Annotated in this window: 19 protein-coding genes and 1 pseudogene; 2 read left to right on the top strand and 18 right to left on the bottom strand. The window is 33.3% G+C overall.

The window, feature by feature from the left end:
• Window positions 1-25: 25 nt before the first annotated feature.
• The 5 genes from QVB70_RS06235 to QVB70_RS06215 all read right to left on the bottom strand — a co-directional run bounded on the left by QVB70_RS06235 (window position 26) and on the right by QVB70_RS06215 (window position 7,153).
• Window positions 26-1,075 (bottom strand): glycosyltransferase, encoded by a 1,050-nt coding sequence (locus tag QVB70_RS06235; RefSeq protein ID WP_287584498.1) that lies wholly within the window; start codon window positions 1,073-1,075, stop codon window positions 26-28.
• A gap of 121 nt (window positions 1,076-1,196) precedes the next feature.
• On the bottom strand, window positions 1,197-2,309 hold the full coding sequence (locus QVB70_RS06230; protein ID WP_287584496.1) for an alkaline phosphatase family protein: 1,113 nt from the start codon (window positions 2,307-2,309) through the stop codon (window positions 1,197-1,199).
• Window positions 2,310-2,419: 110 nt separating this feature from the next.
• Window positions 2,420-4,444 carry a glycosyltransferase gene (locus tag QVB70_RS06225; RefSeq protein ID WP_287584494.1) on the bottom strand — a complete coding sequence of 675 codons (2,025 nt, stop codon included), beginning with the start codon at window positions 4,442-4,444 and terminating at the stop codon, window positions 2,420-2,422.
• A 123-nt stretch (window positions 4,445-4,567) separates the two neighbouring features.
• Window positions 4,568-5,647, bottom strand: coding sequence for a hypothetical protein (locus tag QVB70_RS06220; RefSeq protein WP_287584493.1), 1,080 nt, complete (start codon window positions 5,645-5,647; stop codon window positions 4,568-4,570).
• A gap of 315 nt (window positions 5,648-5,962) precedes the next feature.
• Window positions 5,963-7,153 carry a glycosyltransferase gene (locus QVB70_RS06215; RefSeq protein ID WP_287584492.1) on the bottom strand — a complete coding sequence of 397 codons (1,191 nt, stop codon included), beginning with the start codon at window positions 7,151-7,153 and terminating at the stop codon, window positions 5,963-5,965.
• A gap of 702 nt (window positions 7,154-7,855) precedes the next feature.
• On the opposite strand from QVB70_RS06215, the gene QVB70_RS06210 reads away from it, so the two are divergent.
• Both QVB70_RS06210 and QVB70_RS06205 read left to right on the top strand, forming a co-directional pair.
• The gene (locus QVB70_RS06210; protein WP_287584490.1) at window positions 7,856-8,602 is read left to right on the top strand and encodes a glycosyltransferase; all 747 of its coding nucleotides are present in this window, start codon (window positions 7,856-7,858) and stop codon (window positions 8,600-8,602) included.
• The gene (locus QVB70_RS06205) at window positions 8,599-9,249 is read left to right on the top strand and encodes a class I SAM-dependent methyltransferase (protein ID WP_287584488.1); all 651 of its coding nucleotides are present in this window, start codon (window positions 8,599-8,601) and stop codon (window positions 9,247-9,249) included. The genes QVB70_RS06210 and QVB70_RS06205 overlap by 4 nt, the downstream gene beginning before the upstream one ends.
• 313 nt (window positions 9,250-9,562) lie before the next feature.
• Here the strand turns inward: QVB70_RS06205 and QVB70_RS06200 are convergent, their stop codons facing one another.
• From QVB70_RS06200 to QVB70_RS06140, 13 genes and pseudogenes are all read right to left on the bottom strand, one after another.
• Entirely contained in the window at window positions 9,563-11,272 is a 1,710-nt protein-coding gene (locus QVB70_RS06200; protein WP_287584486.1) for a hypothetical protein, read from the bottom strand.
• 24 nt (window positions 11,273-11,296) lie between these two features.
• Window positions 11,297-12,652 carry a hypothetical protein gene (locus QVB70_RS06195; RefSeq protein ID WP_287584484.1) on the bottom strand — a complete coding sequence of 452 codons (1,356 nt, stop codon included), beginning with the start codon at window positions 12,650-12,652 and terminating at the stop codon, window positions 11,297-11,299.
• 60 nt (window positions 12,653-12,712) lie between these two features.
• Window positions 12,713-14,065 (bottom strand): glycosyltransferase family 4 protein, encoded by a 1,353-nt coding sequence (locus QVB70_RS06190; protein ID WP_287584482.1) that lies wholly within the window; start codon window positions 14,063-14,065, stop codon window positions 12,713-12,715.
• Complete coding sequence (locus tag QVB70_RS06185) at window positions 14,055-14,990, bottom strand: glycosyltransferase family 2 protein (RefSeq protein WP_287584540.1); 936 nt, start codon at window positions 14,988-14,990, stop codon at window positions 14,055-14,057. Before QVB70_RS06185 ends, QVB70_RS06190 begins: the two co-directional genes overlap by 11 nt.
• A gap of 113 nt (window positions 14,991-15,103) precedes the next feature.
• On the bottom strand, window positions 15,104-16,345 hold the full coding sequence (locus QVB70_RS06180) for a glycosyltransferase family 4 protein (protein WP_287584480.1): 1,242 nt from the start codon (window positions 16,343-16,345) through the stop codon (window positions 15,104-15,106).
• A gap of 153 nt (window positions 16,346-16,498) precedes the next feature.
• Window positions 16,499-17,344, bottom strand: a complete 846-nt coding sequence (locus QVB70_RS06175; protein ID WP_287584478.1) for a DUF2334 domain-containing protein — start codon at window positions 17,342-17,344, stop codon at window positions 16,499-16,501.
• A 150-nt stretch (window positions 17,345-17,494) separates the two neighbouring features.
• On the bottom strand, window positions 17,495-18,418 hold the full coding sequence (locus QVB70_RS06170; RefSeq protein WP_287584477.1) for a sulfotransferase: 924 nt from the start codon (window positions 18,416-18,418) through the stop codon (window positions 17,495-17,497).
• A 114-nt stretch (window positions 18,419-18,532) separates the two neighbouring features.
• A complete protein-coding gene (locus tag QVB70_RS06165) occupies window positions 18,533-19,531 on the bottom strand; it encodes a sulfotransferase domain-containing protein (RefSeq protein WP_287584475.1) in 999 nt (332 codons plus the stop codon).
• A gap of 146 nt (window positions 19,532-19,677) precedes the next feature.
• A complete protein-coding gene (locus QVB70_RS06160; RefSeq protein WP_287584474.1) occupies window positions 19,678-20,976 on the bottom strand; it encodes an ABC transporter ATP-binding protein in 1,299 nt (432 codons plus the stop codon).
• Between the two features lie 4 nt (window positions 20,977-20,980).
• Window positions 20,981-21,829, bottom strand: a complete 849-nt coding sequence (locus tag QVB70_RS06155; protein ID WP_287584472.1) for an ABC transporter permease — start codon at window positions 21,827-21,829, stop codon at window positions 20,981-20,983.
• Window positions 21,830-22,061: 232 nt separating this feature from the next.
• Complete coding sequence (locus QVB70_RS06150; protein ID WP_287584469.1) at window positions 22,062-23,240, bottom strand: sulfotransferase; 1,179 nt, start codon at window positions 23,238-23,240, stop codon at window positions 22,062-22,064.
• 47 nt (window positions 23,241-23,287) lie between these two features.
• Window positions 23,288-24,172 carry a glycosyltransferase family 2 protein gene (locus tag QVB70_RS06145; protein WP_287584467.1) on the bottom strand — a complete coding sequence of 295 codons (885 nt, stop codon included), beginning with the start codon at window positions 24,170-24,172 and terminating at the stop codon, window positions 23,288-23,290.
• Between the two features lie 13 nt (window positions 24,173-24,185).
• A pseudogene (locus tag QVB70_RS06140) lies at window positions 24,186-25,138 on the bottom strand (hypothetical protein); the annotation flags it as partial.

Raw genomic sequence — 25,138 nt, 5'->3', positions numbered from 1 at the left:
GAAAGTAGATTAAAACTGACAGATGCTAATAAGAAAAATCTAGCGGGAGTAGAGGGACAGTAGTGTATTCAAAATATTGTGACGTTTTTCTTAATCCTCTAAGTTTCTCAAGGAAGAACCACATTCTTATAAGCACCTCAAGAAAGAATGCTGACTTGAACGTTTTTGTGATTTTAAAAAGTAATTTAAATAGACTAGAAGGATGATATTCAAAAATCTCATTCATCAATAAAAAGGCTTGGTTTTTCTTTTTATGTCTCAATAACAATCGACCCCATGGGTTGTAAATTTGAATGAGTTCTCTCTTTTCAGCTACGCTCAAGGGTAGTTTCAAGAAATTCTCCAATACATTGATGATCAACTTCTCTTCAATCCCTTCTTTTCTTGCACGAGCCAATTCTCTTGCAAATATTGCCATTCTCCTTTGATAAACAATTTTTTTGAAGGAAAGTGAAAGATAGTTAAGACGATATTTGTAGAGAGGATCTGATAGATTTGCAACCTTGAATTTCTCCACAAACCTCAACCATAGGTCGTAATCTTGTGCTGTAAAGAGTATTTCTCGATATCCTCCTAATTCAAAAAAGCTTTGCCTTCTGAACATCACCGAACCATGCCAAAAGTGATTAGAATGTTTAATAGCGATCCTTAGAGAAGAGTGGTCTATTGGGTATTTGATTGTTTTTAGATAAAAGCCTCTGATATCTATGATTTTAGCTGCAGTACCAAGGAGTGCAATATCCTTGTGAAGTTCCAAAAATTCGATTTGCTTTTCGAGCCTATCCAGCAGTGATATATCATCAGCATCTTGTCGTGCAATGTATTTTCCCTTTGCTAGAGCGATTCCTTTGTTTAATGATTTTGTAAGCCCCATATGTTTTTGATGAGTCAGAACAATGCGTGGGTCATTGTAAGACTCAAGAATTTCTTGTGTTTTATCGGTAGATCCATCATTTATGATAATAAACTCGAAATTTCTAAAAGTCTGATTGAGAATGCTGTCTACAGCTTCACGAACATATTTTTCGCTGTTATAAACTGCCGTTACTACACTAATAATCGGTTCATTGATCATAATCAAACCACTCAGATCAATCTAGCCTCACTTAAATAACATTTCAAGAATTTAATTTGCTCGTTCTTTTAATTAGAGGATATTTTAATAAAAATTGATCACTAGTGCGCTTGTTCAAAGTTCACATATATCCCAAGAGTTCCAGCTGATTCTTGATTGACCGGAGTTCATCCTCAGTGTATTCACCTTCTTGCTTCACAAGTTTTGATTCCTGTGGGAGTCCGTAGACGTGGGTTATAAGACTATACACATCAGTGATATCGAAAGAATTAAGTAGATAAAACAATATCCCATATTCTCTAAATTTCCATGCACGCTTTAGTTTTCGGATAAGTTTTAATATGAACGAAATTGGACGGCTTCGCATTTTCCTGATAAACTGTAGATATCTTCTGTTTTTGATTCGTTTTAGTGCGAGTTCAATATCCTTTCCTACACAAATCAATGTCCCATACCGGCGATGTGTAGTTTCAGGGTTTTCTCTAAATGGTTCTCCTCTCCAAGGCACCATAGCTAATCCGTGATCACTGACGATTAGCAAATTATCGAATTCAAAGAACTTAAAAATCTCTTTTAGCGCCTTGTCTGCTGCTTTATAAGTTTGATCAATGGGAAAAATTCTGCGGCAATGAGCCGCAATATCGGTAAAAGAAAAACCAATTGCTAAGAAATCCAAATCGGAATAATCAAGTTCCTTCAATATTTGGCGAATACAAGTTATTTTTTCCAATTCTCTTTCAATTGAATGCTCAATCGCTTCAAATGTTACAGCTTCTTTACGCGGAGGTATTTTCTCATTAGCCCATAAGTACGCACAATAGGTTGATAAGACGATTTCTTTGATAGAAGGCGGGTAGAAATACTCATCATCATCCCGATATTGAGGAGCCGTAATCGGAAAACCGGCAACCATGAAAGCATCGATATTTTTAACAGGGAACGTCATTGGCATCCCAATACATCCAATTTGTAATCCTGCTTCTCCTAAAGCCTCAAATATTGTCTGTGCACCGATCCCTTTTAACGTTGAAACTCTATCTGGATCGCGAGACAGGGCGATAACGTTGATCTCTGAAGGAGATCTGCCTGTATACATCGCGCCCCACGCCTCCTCAGTCATTGTACTTGGCACAGTACGTAACAGGTGGATTTTCTTTCGAAATTTTCTAAATGTTGGAAATTTGGTGATCATGGAAGGCTCCAGTCCATCAAATCCAATCATCAATAACTTCATTTGTCTGCTCCCTTTTTGGACTTGATCTTTTCAGTCTCACTCAAGAGTTTTAAAAGCCTTTAATAAACAATACTGAAAGCTATTATCTTTTATTGCAGCTAGCATTAAAGTTAATTGACGTTCTTCAAGGTCTTCCACACTTTATAAAGTGATAGATATTTCTCTGTTATTTCATCCAGAGTAGGAATTGAAATTAGGTTTTGATATAACTCATAATTCTTCACTAAGCGATTTAATAACGGCAGAATCTCTTCCTTTTTGTTAAATCCAAGTCCTCCATATCCTACTATCTCAGGATGACCTCCTTCATTCAGATAAAGTGAGGGTAAGCCACATGCTAAAGCTTCAATAAGGGCATTTGAACAAGGATCATTCTTACTAGCAGTAATGTAGATGTCATGATTACGCAATATGCTTCCCAGTGCTTTTGAAGGCTGAGGACGAATATGACAAATATTTTCAAATTCAAAGGGAGTATTACCAGCAAAAGTATATTCGAATCTACTCCAATCTAGGTTTTCTTCAATCCATTTATATACCTCGAATCCTTTGCGTGGATTACGTGACCAGCTTGTAGAGATTAAGCGGATCTTTCTGTCTGAAGAAAATGGAATTCGTCCTTTACTGTGAAAAATTGTTGGATCTACTGCATTTGGAATGACTATGGGTCTTTTTGGAGTATACCCCATTTCAATAGTTTTTTGATAACTCCAATAAGATTGGAATACAGTAAAATCAGCTACCATCTCATTAAGTTTAAATATCGCATCATCTATGTCTTTATCCTTACCCCTCACTAAAAATGTGGGTCCATCCACTCTATTTATCATGCAGATACGGTTATAATTTACTCCAGAATCCTTTAAGATGTTCATATCAAATAAAAAAGAATTAAATAGACAAATCTTATTATTGCTTCTCAGTTTGGTGGAGATTTTCCATCCCTTAGCTTGCATTGCTTTCTTCAAAGCAATTAGAAATTGATTGCCACCACCCCAAGGTGGCTTATGAAAAGTATGTAAAATTGTGATGAATCCAAGTTTTCTAAACTTATTATGTAAACGATCGAAAAAGGGTATTTCAGTTGTTTCTTCAACTTTCTGTCTACCAACAGTTTTTGTTCGTACATTTCTGCTAGTCAATTCACGATAAATGCGCTCCCAATATCCCTTCACTTTCTCCAGGGTGTGTTCTTCTAATATTTTTCTATAATTAGGTTCAATGAACTTTAACAAACTATTATTTTCAATATCGTTGACTATTAGGTCGATTCCTTCTATTGGATCAAAGTAGATAGTTTCTGTTTCCAAAATATCAGCAGCGTGACCAACATTTGTACTAAGTATCTTGCATTTAGTTGCAGCGCATTCTGTCAGGGCTTTTGGTCCACCTTCTATGCGACTGGTTACCAGATAAAGATCAATTATATTATAGAGATAATTGATGGTTTCTTGTGGAAGATTATTAATAAAGATATCATCTTTCAGTTCCTTTAGCCTCTCTCCGATATAGACAAAAGGAATTGAATATTTTAAAAATTGATTGATAAGCCAAAACCTTCGCGGTCCAGCTAATATTACACAAATATCTGTTTTCTGTTGATAGAGTTTTTTGATTATCTCAAAAAAAACATCAGGTCCTTTCATATATTTAGGTGTTTTAAGATCTTTAGCTTTAGTATCCCTTTGGAAACTCCCTATGAGATATTTATCATTAGGTATACTATATTTCCTTCGAAATTCATCTAAATTTTCGTCTCGTCCATTTATTTTGTGAAATATCTCCAAGTCAACAGTATATGGTACATAATTCGCCTCACAACCTATACCTTTAAGCATTTTCTTAGCCCTTTTGGACATCACAATCCATTTGTCCACAAACGGCAGTATCCTATGATATTCTGAACGCATTAGCATATGTCTAACGTCATGCGGGATGTGTGCGATTACATATTTCTCCGCAAGATATTTAGGATCAATATCTCTTAGCCAATACCAGTTCACTGAATGAATAACATCACAATTTTGAAGATTGGTAAATTCACAGAACGGTGATAAACATTTGCGTAAGAGATTGAGGTCATCATCAGTTGCCCAATTAATTGGTTCGCCGCCTGTTAAAAACACTTTATACATATCTTTCACTCATGTTAACTATTGCTCATATCTTACAGGTCAGGATGCTTTCTTTAACCAGCAGGTTCATTTGTAAAGTTTTAATTCGAGTAAGAATTCATTCCTTATTTTTAAACAAAAATCTTATGGTTCGAATGATTTCAGACCTATTTCTTTATTTATGCCTAAAGCTTCTAAGATGAAACCTATCCCCCATGTAAACATTACAGTTCCATGAATATCAGGTTCATTAAATCCTTTTGTTATTTTTACTCCGTAATAACTACTATCTGATCTATTTGGATAAAAAGAAAATCCACCAATATCTTCATAATAATACTGGCGGTAGATTTCTAACCTTTCCTTGAAAAATTCTTCAATTTCATGCTGTCTATAGGAGAAATTGAGCGTTTTTGCGCAGTTATACAGAACATAGACGATGTTAAAATTATCGCATGCTTGTCTATTGTTTATCGCATTTAAAGCCAAATCTATGAGTTTCTCTGGATTATTAATTGGCTCGCCCATTATATTTAATCCTGTAATTATTTTCATAGCACCATTAATCTTTTGGCTCAATGTCGTATTTCCTATATACCAACTTCCATCATTCCTTTGAAGCCGCCTATTTAACCATTCTAGGACATGATTGGTCAGTTTGTCAACATCATAATCAAAAAGGTTCGGGTAAAATTTCTTCATATTAAATAAAAAGAAAACTAAATGACTAAAATGACTGCCTGCGTTCCATGGCATATTCCAATTTAAGGAAGAGAGATATTTATCTATAGATTTCTTTGATTTTGGAAAATTCCGAAAAGGAATAGGTGGTTTTTTATTAATCATAAAAAGTGTGGAAAAGGATTGTCTAGTTTCAGCCCTTTTTTCATTTCCTCTGAGTAAATTTCGTAAGCGAAGTTTTTTTAATGAGCGAAAAATCCTTCCCCATGAAAGTGTTCTTCTATGTAGATAATCATCGTAAAAGTAACCATTTGATTTTTGAAATGAAACAATGAAGTCATAAATCGCATCTATGTCGATTTGTTTGAGTGCATCAATCATATAATATATCTTTAAAGCAAAAACGGAGTTTCCAAGCCCCCAATGTACGTTTTCATCGTATAAATCTCCAGAGAGCGAATATTTGTAAAATCCGTTTTTCCCCTTCATCTTATTCAAAAAAAAGAGAAGTTTTTCTTTCAGTTCGTTTAATATGTCCAGCATCTTAGATATCTCAAGAAATTTCCTAAAATCATATTATATATAGATTTTCAAGTTTTCTAACACATCAGGATATGCTAACTAATTAAAGCATTTTGTAGTTTTAGTTTTTTCAATCTGAATGAAAAGATTACAATTTTGGAGATCCTGAATTTACAAAAGGATATGCATCTCTACAGATAACTGAAATTGTTGTTTCTGTAACGTTGATCTTCATATTAATGATTCTATTATGTGGCTTAATTTGTTAGTCACTCTGCATTTGTCGAATGCTTTATAAGACTAAATATTTCCTTTGGAGTTTATATTGTGGATAAATCAAAATCCTAAATCTCGTAAACAAGACAATAGACGTTCTTTGTTCGTGAGAATATCAACTTCTCTTTGTGAATTTCGAGATAGCTCTTGACGAATAGATACCGAAAGAAGTTTTTCAAATGCTTTTACGTAATCTTTTGCATTTTCAGCAAATATGAAAGAATTTGCTATATATGGAATTCCTGAGAAAGTTCTCCTGAAACCAATTGTAGGAACACCTTTCTTAAGTGCCTCTAACATTTTTATCTTGCAACCCCTCCCTGCTTTTATGGGAATACAAGCAATATCCATTTTATTGTACAAAGATTCTATGTCTTCAACAAAATCGTGGACAATAAGATTTTCTGTTTGTTTCATATCATAGACTTCTCTTGCTCCTCTTCCTGTTATATGGAATCTAAACTTTTTTGGATGTTTCTTATTGACTAATGGAATTATTTTTTTTACAAGATAGTCGCCACCACTACGATTCACATTGTTAGAGAAATTGCCCCCCATGTAAATCACATCAAGAGTTTCCTTGTCTTTCACATCAACTTTTGTGAACTCTCCGAGATATAGAGGGAAGTAAATTGGCTTATTTGTAAGGAATATTCTTTTATAAAGTTCAAAATCCCCCCAAGAAATGCAAAGAATTTCGTCAGACAGCTTTAACATAAGCCTTTCACCGAATAAAATGCTTAGCCATACGCGCCAGTCCCTTTTTATCATTTTTAACCAATTATATAACCCATCTCCCATATTTATTTTCGCTTTATCATAATTATGAAAGAGTTCGAAGTTATGAACTCTAAATATTATTTTAGCATCGCCTTTTTTCAATAACGAACATAAATAAGCAAAACGAGTATATTCAAAAAGAAGTATATCAGGTTTTTCGCTCTCAATGTGAGACTGTATTGTTCGAATTGCATGAACATTAACAAGAGGTCCTACCTGATACCAATAGGTATAAATATTGTCTTGTTCTCTCTTTCTTTTCAAGAATTCAATTTTTATGCCATATTTAAGAGCGTTTTGTCGATTCAGATCAAAATCAGTCGGATATCGTTCCCTATTGTAGCAAAAAAGAGTAATATCGTAACCTAGTTCTTTGAATAACAAGACATGGCCCAAAATATCTTTTTGGTTAGCCGCAATTGCCGGAAAGATAGGAATTGGCGAAAAAATAAACACTTTCCGAGTAGGCATATCTAATATCCTCTGATTTTGCTGTTTGGATTAATAGGATTTTTGGCTACATTTAATGTGTCTATCTGCACTGTCTATAACTTTACATCTTTTTTTTCGAATAAATCTCATAACGTCTTTTCAATAGTTTTGAGTATTCACATGAAATCATGTAGATTTTATTCTTTAGCTTTTCACTAAATCATTTAAATAAACATTTTCTAATTTCATCTGATTTCCTCTAACAAGAAACTTGTATAATGATAATTTAAATTAGGATCGATTCTAGACAAGATAGGGAGCGTTTTTGTCTGTAAGAGCAGCAACTTTCTTTTTTGAATTTTGATAGAATATCCTTGAATACGTATATTGATTTCCATTGTTTTAAAAGTTTTAAATTGTTCCACAAACTTCGAAGAATATTTTGTATAGTCCATATCTGTCTTCTCTAATTAAGGCTCCATTTTTTCAAAGAGGAGATAAATAATTTATGGAAAAATCTGATCTAATTAAATAGGCTTACAGACTGCTATAAAATCGAGACGTAAAAACCTAAATGGAGAATTATTAAGTTGACCTATCTCAATAGCCAAAAAGTATTTCTTTCAATAATTGTTCAGTAAAAAGGTGAGGTGTCCCAGGAGTTTATGAGAAGGGTTCAATAAATGATATAGTTAAACAAATCTAGAAAATCAATAATGCTCTTGAATTGGGGCTATGTAAATGAAGAGAAAAGTATTCTTAGTACTTCCTACTTATAATGAAGAAGGAAACATCGGACGGTTATTGGACAGAATTGAAGAAACAATGAATAAGTTTTCTCTTACCCCATATGAAATTATTTTGATAGACGATGGAAGCAATGATTCTACTGAGAAAATTGTTAGTTCTCGATCAAAAAAAATGCCGATAATCTTTGAAAAACATGATAAAAACATGGGACTAGGCGCTACAATTCGTGATGGGCTTTATACTGCCTCAAAATTGGCTTCTGACAGGGACATCCTTATCACAATGGATGCCGATGATACCCACACTCCAAAAGTTATTATAAGAATGGTTAGAATGATTTCAGAGGGATATTGCGTAGTGATTGCATCACGTTTTCAACCCGGATCAAAAACCATAGGAGTTCCCCTAATCAGAAAGATTCTTAGTTTTGGGGCGTCTTGGTTATTTCGCTTAATAATGCCTATCAATGGTGTCAGGGATTATACATGCGGGTATCGGGCTTATAGTTCAAAAGTCATTAAAAACGCTATTAACAGATACGGGAAAAGTTTCATTGATCAGGATGGATTTCAATGCATGGTGGACATCCTCTTAAAGTTTAGGAAAACCAATATTACATTTGGAGAGGTTCCACTCATTTTACGGTATGACAGTAAGAAAGGCAAAAGCAAGATGAATATACCTGCCACTATCAAAAACACTATGGTTTTGCTTATCAAAAGAAGGTTGGGAATATGAAAAACCATAGGTTTGATGCCGAATACTTTCATTGTGTATATAAAAATTATGATTTACAAAATCCCCCCACCAAAATGGCTTTTTATTGCAAACTAGTAGAAGAAGTTACTACGCGAAATCAATTTGTGTTAGATGTGGGGTGTGGATTAGGTAACTTTCTTTCCAAACTACACCCACACTATAAATGCTTTGGCATTGATACAAGTAATTATGCAATTTCTCAGGCGAAGCAGAAAAATCCAGAAATCTCCTCCAATCTGGTTCAATCTGACATTGAAAAAATTCCGTTTAATCATTCCTTTGATATAATTACCGCATTTGATGTAATTGAACATATTGAGGATTTAAGCAAAGTCATTAATGCTGTGAAGTCAAATTTGAGTCCTTCTGGACACTTTATATTCTCAGTTCCTGTTTATGACGGTCCCACAGGACTATTGATTAAAATCATGGACAAGGATCCAACTCATGTCCACAAAAAATCACGAAACTTTTGGCTATACTGGGCAGAAAAATATTTTTTGATTAAAAAGTGGCGTGGCATTTATAGGTTTTTATTTCCTGGTGGTTACTACCTTCACCTGCCAACCAAACTTTTGCGCAATTATGCTCCAGCGATGGTTGTTGTATGCCAAAATACCGACTAAATCACTTTGGATGGGTACATTGGTACGTTAAGAAGCAAGTTCCTTATTTAATATGAAGAATTTAATCCTCTTTACAAAATTATATAATTACGCCATGAAATCTATTCATTTAAATTGCGATGTCATTTTCAAGTTGGTGAGAAAATGAACACTTTTATAGTAGTAAAAAAAATCATTAGATTTCTATATTCTGTATAGCAAAACTTAAGGCTATTTTCATGATTCCTTTATGAACTGCTGTCTTCATCACGACTTCTATTGCTAGAACAAGATTTTAAAGGCCTATATCACAGTTTTGGGTCTTTACATTAAATCAAGTGGTTTTTAATTTGTAAATCGTAACTAAATCATTCAGATAAACATTATCAAAATATTTCTGATTTCCAAACTTGTTCATAGCAACTTCATATTGTTCCTGTTCATCTGGTCCTACATAGATATATGAAACAGAATATGATTCTAGCAATTGAATGGTTTTTTGTTCATTAGTTGAGGTATATATGAAATCAATGTCAGATGCAATCACAACAAGTTCACTACGATTAATTCCTCTTGAAAGAAATACTGACTTCAAATTCAAAAGAACTCTCCTTTCGCCAATGATTGTAACCCATGAATGACCTCTACCAGCTCTGACAAGTTTTCCTCGAATTTCTGTTTGTTCCATATTTATATAATGGAATGTCAAGAATAAGTCATCTTTTTTGGTATTCTTACGCACCCACATTAGCGCATTATATTCTTCTTCGGTTGCCATACTTCCTGCGCGTATTTTGTAGCCTCTAATGTAAATTAATAGTAATGTGGAAAAGCAACAAGTTAGTACTACAAGAAGAATTCCGTAACGTTTAAAGCTGAACCATCTCATTGGCCATCTAACTGGTTTTAAATCAAGAATTTTGACTAAACCTAAACTAGAAAATATATAGACGGGAATATTTAGTAATAATGTAAAAACATGTGTATTCGCTAGTAATAAAGCAATTATGGCTGCCTGATATGTTGTCCCAATGAGGGGAATATTAGCGAGAATTAACGCAATAGCTAGCCATAAAAGAAAAAAATCTCTGATCTTTTTTTCCTTCATTGGATAGAATAGCACACCAATGATCATTAAAAAAAAAGCGATCCCAAAAAATGGCAAATAGAACAGGGGAGATAGATACCTACCAACACCTACTATTGTTTTACCTGTCAAAGCCCCGGCGACAAGTTCAAAAGATAATGGGATAGAAAACAGGAATAATGAAATTAGTAATGTTAAAAAATATCTTAAGCTATTATTTAGAGGCGGTTTAAAATACAATAAAGCCATTATTGATAAAATAAAGAGTTCAATTATCATGCCAGGCGATGTATTAAGCAGTATGCCTAATAGGAGCCCATTAAGAAGCATATACTTAATTTTCTTTGATTTTAAAAACATGTTTAGAAAATAAAAATAAAAACAAAATAGTCCGAATCCGAAAGTTCTTGACAAAGGTCTAAAAAGGTTGACACTGATCAAAGAAGTATAATAGTTGTACTCCACTCTCAGGAATTCGTATAAAAATCCACTTTGGCCTAAATTCAAGATCGGGAATAAATAGGTGGTCCAAAAAAATCCACCTGAAAAGAGAATGAAAAATGTAGTATAGCAACCTATTCTTTTGTTTTTAAAAAGTGAAGAGACCATTATGTAGCTTGTTAATCCAATAAAAATATTTAAAATGATGGAAAAAACTCTAAATACCTGGAGAACAGGAGCCCCAGTTATTGTTACAAAAATTGCAATCAGAAGGGGAAGACCTATCGGGTAATTTATCGCGAAGCCAGCAGCCATTGGATTTGGAAAGGGATGTTCACTTCTTAGAAGTTCCATCGTATAAAGCAAATGTTCGGGAACATCATAATAAGCACTAAAACCATTAACGACGAAATTGCCTTTGTAGAAGACATAATCATAAACATGGGCTAAAAAATTGATAAACGTGCTAATTATAACGACCAAAAGCATATTTCTATCGTATTTCTCTAACTTCATTATAAACATCCTTTAGGTTCTTCTTCATTTCATTAGAAATTTCTTAATCTTTTTTACATAATTGTGTAACTCTATTATGAAATCTCTTTCACTCAAAATTTGAATGTCATTTTCAAATAGATTTTTGTTAAAAAGAATTAGAGCAACAACTGCTGTATAAAGAGTAAGGAATGCGATCCCAATAAGAATATATATTGTAAGCGAAGGTTTAACCCTCAAATATGCGTAAATCATAATTCTCGGATACGCAACTACATGCAAAGTTATAAGCCATATAAGAAAATAAAAGAACTTTTTAAAGCTATTACTGAAAAATATTACTAATGGCAATCCATACATTATGCCTTGTGGTTTACTAAACTTAAAGGTCACCAAAAAAAGTAAAATAACAATTGAGCACCTTTTTAGTAGGGCCTTATCTACAGTTAGTGGGTTCTCTTGATTTCTTTCATGAAAATAATCCAAAAGAACATATGAGAAAATAACCGCTGCTTGAATATAACCTGAGACTGAAAATAATAAAGCTTTTTCTTTTTCTCCGCATAAGATAGAAATCCAATACCAAATTGAAGATCGAGAAGCATTTACAATTATATTCTGAGAAACTCCATTAAAAATATTCCATCCGTAAATTAAGTAAAATGGAATATAAATAAGCACTGTCACGATGATCATGCTCGATACATAAATTAACGTTTTTTTAGCACCGTTTTTTTCGAAGTAATAAAACAATAAGGGAATTGCGAAAATTATTGGATATAATTTCGCCAAAACGGCAATAGTAAGCGAGGACCACGCATACCAAGCCTTATTTTCCACTGCAAAATATATAGTACAAACTGTAAGAGCTAAGGGAAGCAGATCCCATCGACAAATCGTTGTCCACCATACTATTGGTAATAAAATGAAGATGAATGTGATATTAGAGGCATAAATCTGTCCAAAATAGCGAGAAACAAGCCTCATTGTTAAAATAACGGTAATAATCTCAAAAAGTACATTAAATAGACCCATATATAAATAGAAAATTGGACGTAAAAGAACTGAAGAAACCAAGGTGCTGCTGATAAGAGCAGCGCGTCCAACCAAATATAGATATAATGAACCTAAGATAGGAAACCTCAATGAAGTAAACTGATTTGAAACTGCTTTTCTTAAAATTGTATTATAATCAATCCATTCAGCAAGCCATGCAAGCGGGTTTCCGTAAAATGCCCACCTCCCATCTAATATTAAGAAATAACTTAAAAACACAATGAGGAAATACAAGAAATTAACAGTAATTATGAAAAGGATCGTATGTAGTTCGCGTCTTTTTAAACAAAAAGTCTGTACAATCCGATCTATTCTTTTTAGAAAAACCCTAATGATTTTGCTCATTCTTACTTTCCTTCTCTTCAAAATTTTTAAACGAAAATACTTCGCTATCATGATCACTTTTCAATATACTTCGCGAAAAATCCCGATTATTTTTTTTGATAAAATTGGCCAAGCATATTTTTTCAGGATTTTTTCACGTGCTTTCTGTCCGAACTCATCACGTTTCTTCTGTATCATCTTTATTGCACAAGCAATTGCCTTTGAATCTTTTCGTGGAACTATATAACCATCAACTCCGTCATCCACGGCTTCAGCAGAACCAGAATTCTCTGTAATAATCACTGGGCAAGCACAAGCCATTGCTTCAATAGTAACTTGTCCGTAAGGCTCAGCCCATATTGAAGGAACGATTGTTGCGATAGCCCCTGAATATAATTGTTTCAACTCTTTCGGCATTAGAAAATCGGTAAAAACAACCCGGTCCTCAAGATCTAACTGCTTTATTGTTTCAACAATCTCTCTGGTGTGTATATTGTTTTTAAGTTTGCCAGCTAGGACTAGTTTTATATCAGTAGATAGATATTTCAGCGCCTCAACAGCCCATTTTTGACCTTTATTATGATGAATACGGCTCGTAACAAGAACATATGGTTCTATTATATTGAGTTTATTTAGAAATGAAGTTTCATCAACTGGATGATAAAATTCTTCATCTATGCCTGTAGGTATTGCTTCTGCTTTTTTAGAATCAAAAAAGGAACAATACATTTTTGAAAGAGATATAACTCTGTCTGCAGATTCTAGAATTAATTGATACTGGTCATAGCGATCTATCAAGGATTTGAGCGCCTTTAAAGAAAGCATCGCTTTTAGTTTAGGAATGGGAATAGGAGAAACGCAATTTAATAACAATTTCAATTTTCGTTTCAAAGAAATCTGATTTCCATAGAAAAGCTCCTGTTTTGAATGTTCTAGTTTATCACTATACTCAAAAAGCTTCCCTTTTCTCTTAGCACATACTGAACAATTTTCAAATGATCGTTCATTGAAACAAAGTTCATCAGTTTCTGGTTTAATCAACCTAACCTTTAAAGGACAAAGTAACCCCCACCCCCGACAGCAATGGATAACTGGAATTCCTAAAGATTTCGCCGCTTTGATAATTGCTACTGATGCATGATTGTTAGCAAGTACTATATCTGGTTTAATTGAACTAATTAGCGATGCAAGTTGTTTCCATTTTGATAAAACAATTTCTGGATGCCATATCGCATTGTTCATTAGTGATGTTCTAATGACATGTCCTTCTGGCATTTTTTCTCTTTTGCGTTGACCTTCAACCGAACTTGTCAAGATATTAATTTTGTACCCCTGTTTACTTAATTCTAATCCGAGTCCTCGGACATATTGCTGAATTCCGCCTGGGACGGGGTAATAATTATCGCAAGTAATCAAGATTTTTCTAAGAGCCATATTTTGAGTACCTCAAATAACCTAGAATTTTCCCTGATATTGATGCAAGGATGTAAATAGGCCACATAAAATTGAAATCATTTCTCATTCTGATGATTCCTTGTTTTATGCCTGGACATCTCCTTGTGCCTCTAAGAATATCCATTATAAGTTTTTCAAAAGAGTTTTTCTTCCAAAAAAACCGTCTCATGAAAAAAATATGATTTCTATTCGCGTAATAAAAGTATTTAAAGCCTTTTCCTCTCTCAAATCCGTGAGAACGCTTTGCTACTTTGTGCCATATCTTAATTTCAGGATTCACGACGACTTTGAACCCAATTTTCTTAATTTTCATGCAAATGTCAGTTTCGTAACGAAATCCCAGCCCCATTGCATCATATATTTCATCAAAGCTGCCAACTAATTTAAATAGATCCATTCGAATAGCCATGAATGCACTCCTTACGTGATCTACTTCAGTAATTCCATGACCTTCAATCCATCCAAAGGCCGTATTGAACTCACCATTTTGAGAAATCCGACCGGTCTCAGCAGGAAGCGGATCTGGACCTTTTGGAACTCTTTGGTTGGGTTCCCTGAGTTCAATAGATCCCACAATTCCGATCTTATTATCTGACTTAAAAGTATTTACGAGTTTTTGTAGAGTATCTGGCTCTAAGAATTCAACGTCATCGTCAAGAGTTAAAAATATTTCTCCTTTTGCATTTTCAATGCCCATATTTCGTGCAAAAATACACCCTTTCTGAGTTATTGAAAGATAGTGAATACGATTATCGTTCTTAGCAGAGTATTCTACAATTTCCTTCGTTTTGTCTGTTGAAGGTCCGTTGTCGACGATAAAAACTTCGAAATCTTTATATTTTTGCTGAAGTAAAGATTCAAGAGTGGCCTTCAGATACTTTGCTCGATTAAATGTTGGGACAATAATTGAGAGAATAGGATATCACCATTACCTTCTACATTTTGTAAACAAGCCTTCAATCTATCTCCAATTCCTTCAAATATTTAAGTATTGATTTGTTTGTGAACTTTCTCGAATTAGTTAAAAAACTCTTGCAATTCCTTCCATAATATTTTTCCTTGATTCTCCCAGTCCAATGTCCGAGCAAGTTTGTATCCATTTTCTCCTAACTGTTTTTTAAACTCATCATCATCTATCAGAGTTTTTAATGCATTATCAATCTCTGGCTGGCTATTTGGATCGACAATTATCCCATCTTTGTTATTTTCTATGATTTCTGTAACACCACAATTTTTACTAAGAATTACTGCACATTTTGCTGCCATTGCTTCAAAAAAAACGATACCCCAGCTTTCTCTTAAACTCGGCATAAGGAACACATCGGCAACCTTATAAAAGGGGTAGAGATCTGTTTTGAAAAGTTTTCCTATGAAGTAAACATCTTTAATCTTTTTTCTCTTGATATAGTTAACGTAATACCGCTTTTCAGGGCCGTCACCAATAAATACCAGTTGATAGTCATCATAACCTCTTTTTATATTAATGAAAGACTGTATGATTCTCATCGTGTTTTTTACTTTATTGAAATTATGGACTGAAAGAATTATTCTTTTATCAGGATTTATACCATATTTTTCCAAGAAATCTTTTGATTTAAGTTTTGTATTATCGATATCATTAAAGTCAACGCCATTATAAATGACTGATATTTTTTTTTCATCCACCCCTTTTTCTATCAACTGTGATTGTACCCTTTTTGTTATCGCTATTATCTTATTCGACTTTCTTAAAAGAATTTTTCTCAGTTTTGGCGGATTTGATATCCAGCGATCTACTCCATGCATTGTAGTTACAGTAGGTAGCCCCACGTTAATGCCAGGGATTGCATTTAAACCATGTCCTATTACTAGATCTATATTTTGTTTTTCTCTATTTAGATACATTGTCGCCTTTTTTATAAAGAAGTCTTCCCAGAAATCTTTTCTATAAACCTTATAGGGATTAAAATAGATTTGTATAGGTCTGTATCTGAGATTGGCTTTATTCTGATAACTTGTATTGGAATAAATTGGTCTTGCAAACAAAAATTCTATATCAGCAAATTTTAATAGAAACGGAGCTATCTTATGTACTCTAATTTTAACTTTTTTTGGAAAAAATCTCTGAAAAGTATTATCGGAAATAAATGGTCTTGCAAAAAGGAATTCTACATTCGCAAATCGTGATAGAAAGGCTGCCATATTGTAAGCTCTATTCTCGACACCACCATAGTATATTTGATACAGCCAGCATAGAGATTTAATAGAGATCTTGTCCAATAAGATATTCCCCTTTCATCATTCTAACCTAATTAGTCTTGATTCAAGTAAATCTTAGTCATAAATATAAACGGCAGTTAGCTGTTAATAATGATCTCAATCGACGACAAGAATGATGTATTCATATATAGCATTATCTTCGCTATTTTTTGACTACGCCCTCTTAAGATGTTTATGGTCTGTTAGAGTTTCTATGAAGTTTTTCCAAGTTCTCGTTTTCCTACTAAAGTTTTTTAGGAGATTATTCAAGTTTTCGTAATTATCTTTGCATTCCCATGCCCAATGTAACGTGATGGGCATGAGATTATTGAAATATGTCCTATTTTTTAGAAATTCATTGATTCGCTCTGAACGACCATAAAAACCGTAATAAGAGGGCATATAAGCGCAACCATTTAGTATCATTGGTGGATAAGCGCCAAATAAATATAATGACTCAGGACCACCAGTCACTATTTCAAAATGTCTTGATAATTCAATAAATGTATCATAATCTATCTGGTTAAAGGGCGGAATGAATACTTTTCTGAAATTAGAATATTCAGAAAACATGTTCAATATTTTTAAAACTCTTTTTCTCAGTTTCTGAATTCCCATTAGTAATAATTCGCTCTTATCTTTTCTTCTCTGATGCGTGAACCCATGTAACCCGAATTCTATGTGTTCTTTTAATAAAAAATCAAAATATTCAGAATTGAGAAAGTCAATTTCTCTACCATAAAACTTCTCAAATGGAGTAACACACAGCAAGTAATCTATTTTATATTTCTTTGTAAGTAAATGAAATCTTTTAAAATTGTCGAATTTGTGATCTAAGCGAGGGTAATCATCCACTCTAATAATAAATTTTCTTTCCGGATTCAATTTAGTGTATAAGCCTTTCCAAGGAAATGAAGTGAGTCGGTCTAATACAATTGTAATTTTTTTAGACTTCTTGTTCTTAACTTGTGTTCTAACAATATGCTTGTTAATCTGACAAAGAAATCTATTGATCTCCATTTTCCTCTTCCAATAACTTAGATTTCGCAAATAACAAATAGAAATCCTTTAAACATCTAAGTTGTTCCCTTATATCACCATAAATATCTTCGGTATAACAATTGAAAGATGTAATAAAATCCTTTGCTTCATTCTGTTAAAATACAGGTGTCACTTGTTGACATCTTGCATTAACGAGTACGACTTCCAATATGTTAATTTTCTACCTAAAAAAACTTCCAGCCCATTGATATCTTCTTCATATATCTTGAATAGGCTTCTAGAAAGTTTTGCACTTAACTCTAACCTCGAGTTTTTGCAAATTTGAAAGAGTAATTTTCTATCAATTAAAAGAATTAGTTTATCAATTAGTCTATCTAAGACTGTTTTTTGTTTCTTACCATATCTTGCGGTTTTGTCTTCATTATAAATTGAAACAAATCGATGACGGATATTGAGTAGTCTGAGCCTTGTGAGCGAGTACACACCTGGATTTTGTTTGCTTTGTAATGTTTTTGGAATGAAATTCTCATCAACTTTAAGAAACCTGAAAATATGTTGAATTGTCTTAAGTGGATTCGCCTTGAGATCACGATAGATAATTACTAATAATTGATCTTTTTTAAAATAATGTAAGTAATGCATCAAATGCTTATAATAAAAACCGAACTCAATAATTTCTTTGGATCTAGGATACAATTTGTAGTATTTTCGGTTAATTACATTGAGTAATCCTTTTTCCAGAGGCTTTATTGGAATAAAACCTGATTTCATCTGGTGAAAATAAGCGGATATCGCTCTCTCTACAGGATTTCGAAGTATCACTATAAGTTTAGCATTTGGAATATATCGATAGATTCTTTCTGGGCATTCTATTTTACCTAAATAGTTAGGACGTTTGATTCCAATTGCTTTTTGAGATAAGTTTTCAAATAATTTTTCAAATTCATTAAAATCTTTTTGAAAGAAATATGGATTCTCGAAAAAGGCCTTTTCTTTTGGAGGCATAAAAATATCGGGATGATCTTCTAAACATTTATGTACGAAAGTGGTAGCAGATCTCTGTGCACCTATGATTAAGAAATTTGGCAACATTCATTATCTTTCCTTTTCGATCGAGTATCTGTAAGATTTGCCCTATATAACCAGAATGCTACTGAACATTTCTTCACTTTTCTTTCTGATGAAGTAAACAATAATTGGGTCTTTTCATTTCCAATGACTTAAATTTAGGCCAGTAATTCTTTCCAATTCTAGATTATGTGGCTTAAACCATCTAGACAGTATTTTTATCGTTTCTTTTTTTGGTTTAGGTTTTTCTTTCTTACTTAAAGCCAAATTCAATTTCGATAGAATTTTTAAAGGGATTTTAAATGTGCTTGGAATAGTTTCTTCTCTCAGAATCCGTACTATATATGATTCTAAACTCCAATTTCTAACAATTTTTCTTTTACTTGCTGGATTGATTCTCTTGTATAGAAATTCCTCATTATAATACCTATCTATTCCCAAAAAATCGTAGACAGAATTTAGAAGCCCTTTTGGATTCTTTTTTAGCATATCAAATTCTAAAAATAAAAATTGATCTTTCGTAAAATACTCTAAATATTTTTTCACATAAGTAGCAAAAAAGCCACGCGTAATTAGATAAGGATGAGTAATTATTGCTTTCTCAAACGTATCTGGCACATAAAAAAAAGCATCACGGTCTTGTAATTTAAAACCTAACGGCCAGTGTTTAGGATATTTAAACCCCATTTTTCTAGCTTTTGGAGAATCAATTGGTTTAATTTTACCACTATATATCGCACCATAAGTAATTGATTCTTGTAATAAGTTGATATATTGCGAAAATGCTCGATCTATTGGATCTCTGACCATTAATATCAATTTTGGTTCATTTAGTGTATTGTAAATCTCTTTTGCAATATTTCTGTGATAAGTAAGCATATATCGTCTAAAATAATCATGATCATAAAGATAGTTTGTTGCTATGTCCATTAGAATTTTCTGCCCATTATAGGCGTCTTTGTAATAATTCGAATACCACTCAATCCCTTTTAAATGATGTCTAGTGAAGTAATGGATCTCTTTTCGTGGTATTAAAATGTCTGGATGATTTTGTAAATTTTTGGATAACCAAGTTGTCCCACATTTCTGGGCACCTAATACAACTACATTAGGTAAGAGATCCTTCATATTTGACATCTAATTTACCCCAATAATGTCCTAAGCTCACAGATTAACAGAAGATAAATTTTATCCAATACTTGATATTTTAGATGTGCTTATACTAATCACTATCGAACATTTGCGGATACGATTTCAAGTGTGTTAATGTCTATCAAATTGATTCATTCGCTAATATGATCCACGGTAAAATCAAGAACAAATAATAAATTCGAATATTCTACACGATATACTCTAGGATCCGGATTCTTAATGAGAAATTGTTGACAATTGTTAAAAGTAAATAAATGGCCAAAGGAGCCTCTCACTACTGCCAGACTAATAAGATAAACTCCGTGATGCAGTCTATTATTTGTAATTGTAAATCTAATTTTCCCGGTATCACTGAAGAAAGATGGTAAATTGGACGTAGAATAAGAACTTATCTTTGCAATCGATTTTCTATTAAAAGCAGAAGAGATAATTACACGAAATTCTGGATTTTTTAGTTCCTCATAACATTTATACTCAAACTCAATTATAATATTTTTTCCAAATTCGATCTCATTAAATTCCGGATTTCCTCCTTCTTCATAAACTTTGCAATTAAAAAGTTCTATCCTTCCTGTTTCCCCTTTCCTTTGCAGGGGAATGAGATCACTTTTTTCTTTGAGAGTTTTTAGTTCCTCTCTGTTCATTAGCAGACTATAATTATTGATAACATCTTCAACCTCTCCATAATCAATAACTTCTCCTTTGTTTAACATAAGTGCCTTATCACAAACTCGTCTCACGGTATTAAGATTATGAGAAACAAGAACGACTGAAGTACCATTTTCAACCAATTCCATGAATTTTCGTTGTGACTTATCTCTAAATTTGATATCTCCTACTGACAAGATTTCGTCAACTAGAAGTATATCTGGCTCACAATGAATTGCCACCGCAAATCCAAGTCTCACATACATGCCAGAACTATAATGCTTCACAGGCATATCGAGAAAATCACCAATATCAGCAAATTCAACTATAGAATCAAATTTCTTGTTAATTTCTTCTTTGCCCATTCCTAATACTGCACCGTTAATATAGATGTTCTCCCGCCCTGATAACATAGGATGAAAACCAGCTCCAACTGCTATTAATGCACCTACTTTTCCTTTTACTGTAATCTTACCTTGATCTGGCATGTAAATGCCATTTAACATAGACAATAGTGTTGTCTTTCCAGAACCATTAGGGCCAACTATTCCAAGACATTCGCTTTTTTTTAATTCAAATGAGATGTCCTTTACTGCCCAAAATTCACTTTTTCTAAGTCTGTCAGATTTTGAGTGCATTTTAAAAGTATTTCTAAGGATATCTTTCAAGCCATAAACCATAGATCGCCTAAGTGACTTAGAAAATTTTTTTGATACGTTTTCGACTTTGATAACGACTTCGTTATCGTTTAACGACCTAACATCTGTATTTTTTAAAGACATATTACTAGAGCCTCTCTGGAATTCTGGTTTCTGTCAAATGAAACGTCATCCAGCAATAGAAAAAGACGAAAATAGAAAGACCACAAGAAATAAAGTAGCCCAGCGGATGGCTTAATGTTCCTGTTAGTGCAAGATCCCTAGGTGCTATGGAAAGATAATACAAGGGATTGATGCGGGCCAATGTTGCCAAAAATCCCATTTCAGGAAGTTCATACGCGATAGGAGTGATAAACAGCAAAAAAGTTAATCCAAGGCCAAGAATTCTTCCTAAATCTCGTATTATGCCATTTATTAACGAAAAAATGAAGCCTAATCCACAAGTTAATAATAATATCGGGATTATCATTAATGGAAACAGCAAAAATTTCCAGTGAGGAAAAAATCCATAAATACCAAACAAGATAAAAACAATGCCCATCTGAAGAGCAAATGAGAATAGTGCATTTCCTAATGATGCAAAGACCAAGGTTTCCCGAGGAAAATTAACCTTTTTAATCATAGATCCCGCACTAACCAAAGAATTTGTACTCTGTACAATCCCTGTGACAAATAACTGCCAGAAAGATAATCCTAGGAGCGCATAGATTACATAAGGCACCTCTATAACTCCAACATTAAATAACCCTGAACTTCTTAGAAGAATAAAAATTGCTAGTGTTACAAGAGGCAGTATAAAAGCCCATATAATACCCAATAGAGATTGACTATACTGCCCTTTAAATTCTCTGAAAAAAAATTGACGGATTAGCCATAAGTTTTCTTTTAAATCCTGGAAATTTTCTTTCCAGAGTGTAATATAACCTTGTTTTACTGTACGATCGGGTTCATATATTGCGATCTTTTTTTCGCCCAAAATCAGCCCACAAGAACTTTGATATTTGGGGTAAATTCAATTAAGTTATGAATTTATGTCTATCGCTTTGAAATTAAGACCGTTATGATTTTCTTAATAGACCAAAAAAGCTTTTATCAGGAAACATGGAAAGGGCTATGAAGTTAATTATAAATCTGGTTTGGCTTTTTTGCGATAACTAAAGCAATCGTGATTCAAGATATTTCCAAAGTCGTTATTTTTAGTTTCTAAATCATTTAAGCATTCGAGATGCAAGATATCTAATCCTAGCTTGGCAATAGTAAAGATAATTAGCCCAACTAATAGATCCAAGTTTCCAATCATAACCTAGACGTTTTGCTATAGGATATAAAATAGCATATATTTCCTTTTGCTCAGAAAGGTCTAATTCAGTTCGCCATTTCTCGCTTAAGTTGGCAAAAATTTTGCCTTGGATCTGTCTATCTTTGAACATTGTATTTGATTTGGCGGGAAGACCATTCACTGTAGGGTAAAGCAGATTGTTGTCAATTTTGATTCCTAAGAAATTAGCGATAGTTTTCATCTCAATTTCTGGATTCTTTATTAAATCTTCATATCGTAAAATATGATACCTGCTTTTTCCAAGTCTTTTTTGGTAAAAAAATCCGAGTTTATTTGATTTCTGGATTGCATAAGAATAACCTTCTACATCCCAATTCAATTTATGGAGTTTGCAACGTCGCTTCAAGGAAGCCATATTCGAGCGAGGATCACGTATAATGTGAATGAAACGTGCAGAAGGAAAATAGTTTAAGATCTGATCAACTTTCAATTCATTCCTAGGGTTTTTTTCAACCCAAAACTTAGGATCGGTTGCACGCTGTGGATTTGCACAATAAAAAGCTAAGACAACTGCAATAAAAGGGCTAGTGTCAGAAGAAGGTAAATCTTCAAGCCAATAATTTAGATAGTAAAGAAATTCCAAATATGGATGAACTTTTTCACCCATTATCCAGAATGGTTTTTGACCTGTGGGATTGATAAGGCGAGAGATCCAGTGCACATCCCAATTTGTTAGACGCTCCTCTAAAGGTGTATTCAGCGTATTATTTATCCAATTTATCAGATTTGAGTCACCAGGCATGACAATAAGTTCAGGATGGTTATCCAAGAGTTCTAAAAGTAATGTTGTTCCACTTTTCATGAAACCACAGATGAAAACACATTTTTGGGTCAAATTCTTCGCTGAGTCTATAAGTTTATTATCGGGCTCCCAGTTTGGCACTTCTATACTTTTAAGAACATTTGCATATGCCTTGAGGATCTTTCGCACATCTTTTGTATTTTGGGGATCGTGTTTTGGGAATAATCTATCCCTTTCGTCGAGAATTCGAGTTAGACTAAGATGGATCTCCTCAAGTTCTCTACTTGTATCTATTTTTATTGACATTACCCAATTGAACTCCAATGACTTCTTTTTTGTAGTTCATTATGAAATTAGACTGAATAAGATTCTCCGCTTTTAGGTATATAGAGAATGCTTACAAATAGACCTAACTTTTCAAAAATTAAACACAAGGAAAACATATTGGCATTTCTAAAGAAATATATTATGTTTTTCAGCAATTCTTTCGCTACGAAAAACAATTTTCTAATGCCAAAAGTATGCATTATCCCCTCACTCAAACCTCCATAGAAGAATCGTTTGAAAAAGTAACTTCTGTCCAACCTTGTAGGGTATACCTTATGTCTCACCACAGCTTTGGGCGTGTAAATAACAAGATAACCTGCTTCCTTAACTCTCTTACAAAACTCGACCTCTTCATTTGATAGAAGAAGTTTTCCTCTACGACCTAAATCTTCTCTAAACAAATTCATTTCATTGAATAATTCCTTTCGGACTGCAAAATTGCAGCCAAGTACATATTCAACTTTTTGCCTTTTATTTGAAAAATGTGAAATTCCTATTGCTGGAGTCAATCGATCATCTAACCATCGAGGAACGCGTTCAGTTAAGAAAAGCGGGATTGATCGACCCCCAACAATGCCTGTTTTTTTAGTATTAAATACATTTAAAAGATTTTGAAGCCAATTAGGACAGGCTATACAATCGTCATCGATAAAAACCACAATATCATTCTTTGCAAGGAGAACGCCGAGATTTCTGGCTCTGGACAGACCTATGGGAATTTTAGAATGAGTTATTCTTACTAATAAATTATCCTTATATCTTTTTTTTAAATCAAGCGCTGTTAACACGTTGGGGGATGACTCAATAACAATAATCTCAAAATTATGTTTGTTGAGATTAAGGAGGCTGTTAATACAATCTACAACGTCTTGTCCTCTCCCATAAGTTGAAATAACTATAGAAGCATCCATTTCTCGCTCTACCTTATTTGCGCCTTTTAATCAATGTGCCGTGACGCACTACAAACGTTTTCTTGTCGTTTGAAAGCGCCTTTTTAGATTCATTTGTATGTACTATAATTCGATTTGACATTACGGTTATTAATTTCACAAGGAATACTCGCAAAAACGTTCCTGCAACCCTTGATAATATATTCTTCCATTTTTTGTTCCAGAGATAATGAGGGTTATAAACAGTGTGCATTGTTGTTATTGTTTTAACGTTAAATAATTTTGAGAGGAAATAGAAGAGTAAAATAGAAGTGCCTATCTGGAGAAATGGAAAACATTTGAATAAACCATATTCAAATTGTATATGCACAAGTTGGGGATGGTACCGATCAATAATTTTCACCAAAGCGATGCTAAAACTCCAGTTCTTCTTAAGTTTAATCCGCAGAACTTTCAGTTGTTGATTTTCTAACGAGTTTGCCAAGAATGATGCATATTCGCCTATGCCACAACGTTCCCCAAAGGTACTAACTATCGCTATGTGTGAAGGATGATATGTTTTTAGCAGATTACGATATATTTTGAGATGTTCATTAGCAATGTTGCTCCATGATGTTTTAGAGGCTAATTCTTTTGTACGAGATTCATAAAACTTCTTCAATTTGCTATTCTTCATTTTAAGAATAGCGTTTCTTAATGCAATTTTATCGTAAGGATCGACCAATAAAGCGTTTCCTCTTAATAATTCTACGAATTCTCCAATTTTTGAGGCAATAATCGGCTTTCCAAGACCTAATGATAAATGGAGAATTCCAGAGCCACTTTGAGATACATCTAAATAAGGTAAAATAACTATATCGCTATCTGCAATTATTTCAAGAAACTCCTCTTTCGAAAAGAATTTTTCAATTATTTTCACATTACAAGGAGCATTTTCTTTTATTTTTGTCAAGTATGTCTTATGAACACGTGAATCAGTTCTAATTG

Origin of the sequence: Candidatus Borrarchaeum sp. (assembly GCF_019058535.1) — an archaeon.
In the GTDB taxonomy this organism is placed as follows: Archaea; Asgardarchaeota; Sifarchaeia; order Borrarchaeales; family Borrarchaeaceae; genus Borrarchaeum; species Borrarchaeum weybense.
Note: the sequence above shows the minus strand (reverse complement) of the source record. Positions and strands in the feature narration are given on the sequence as shown.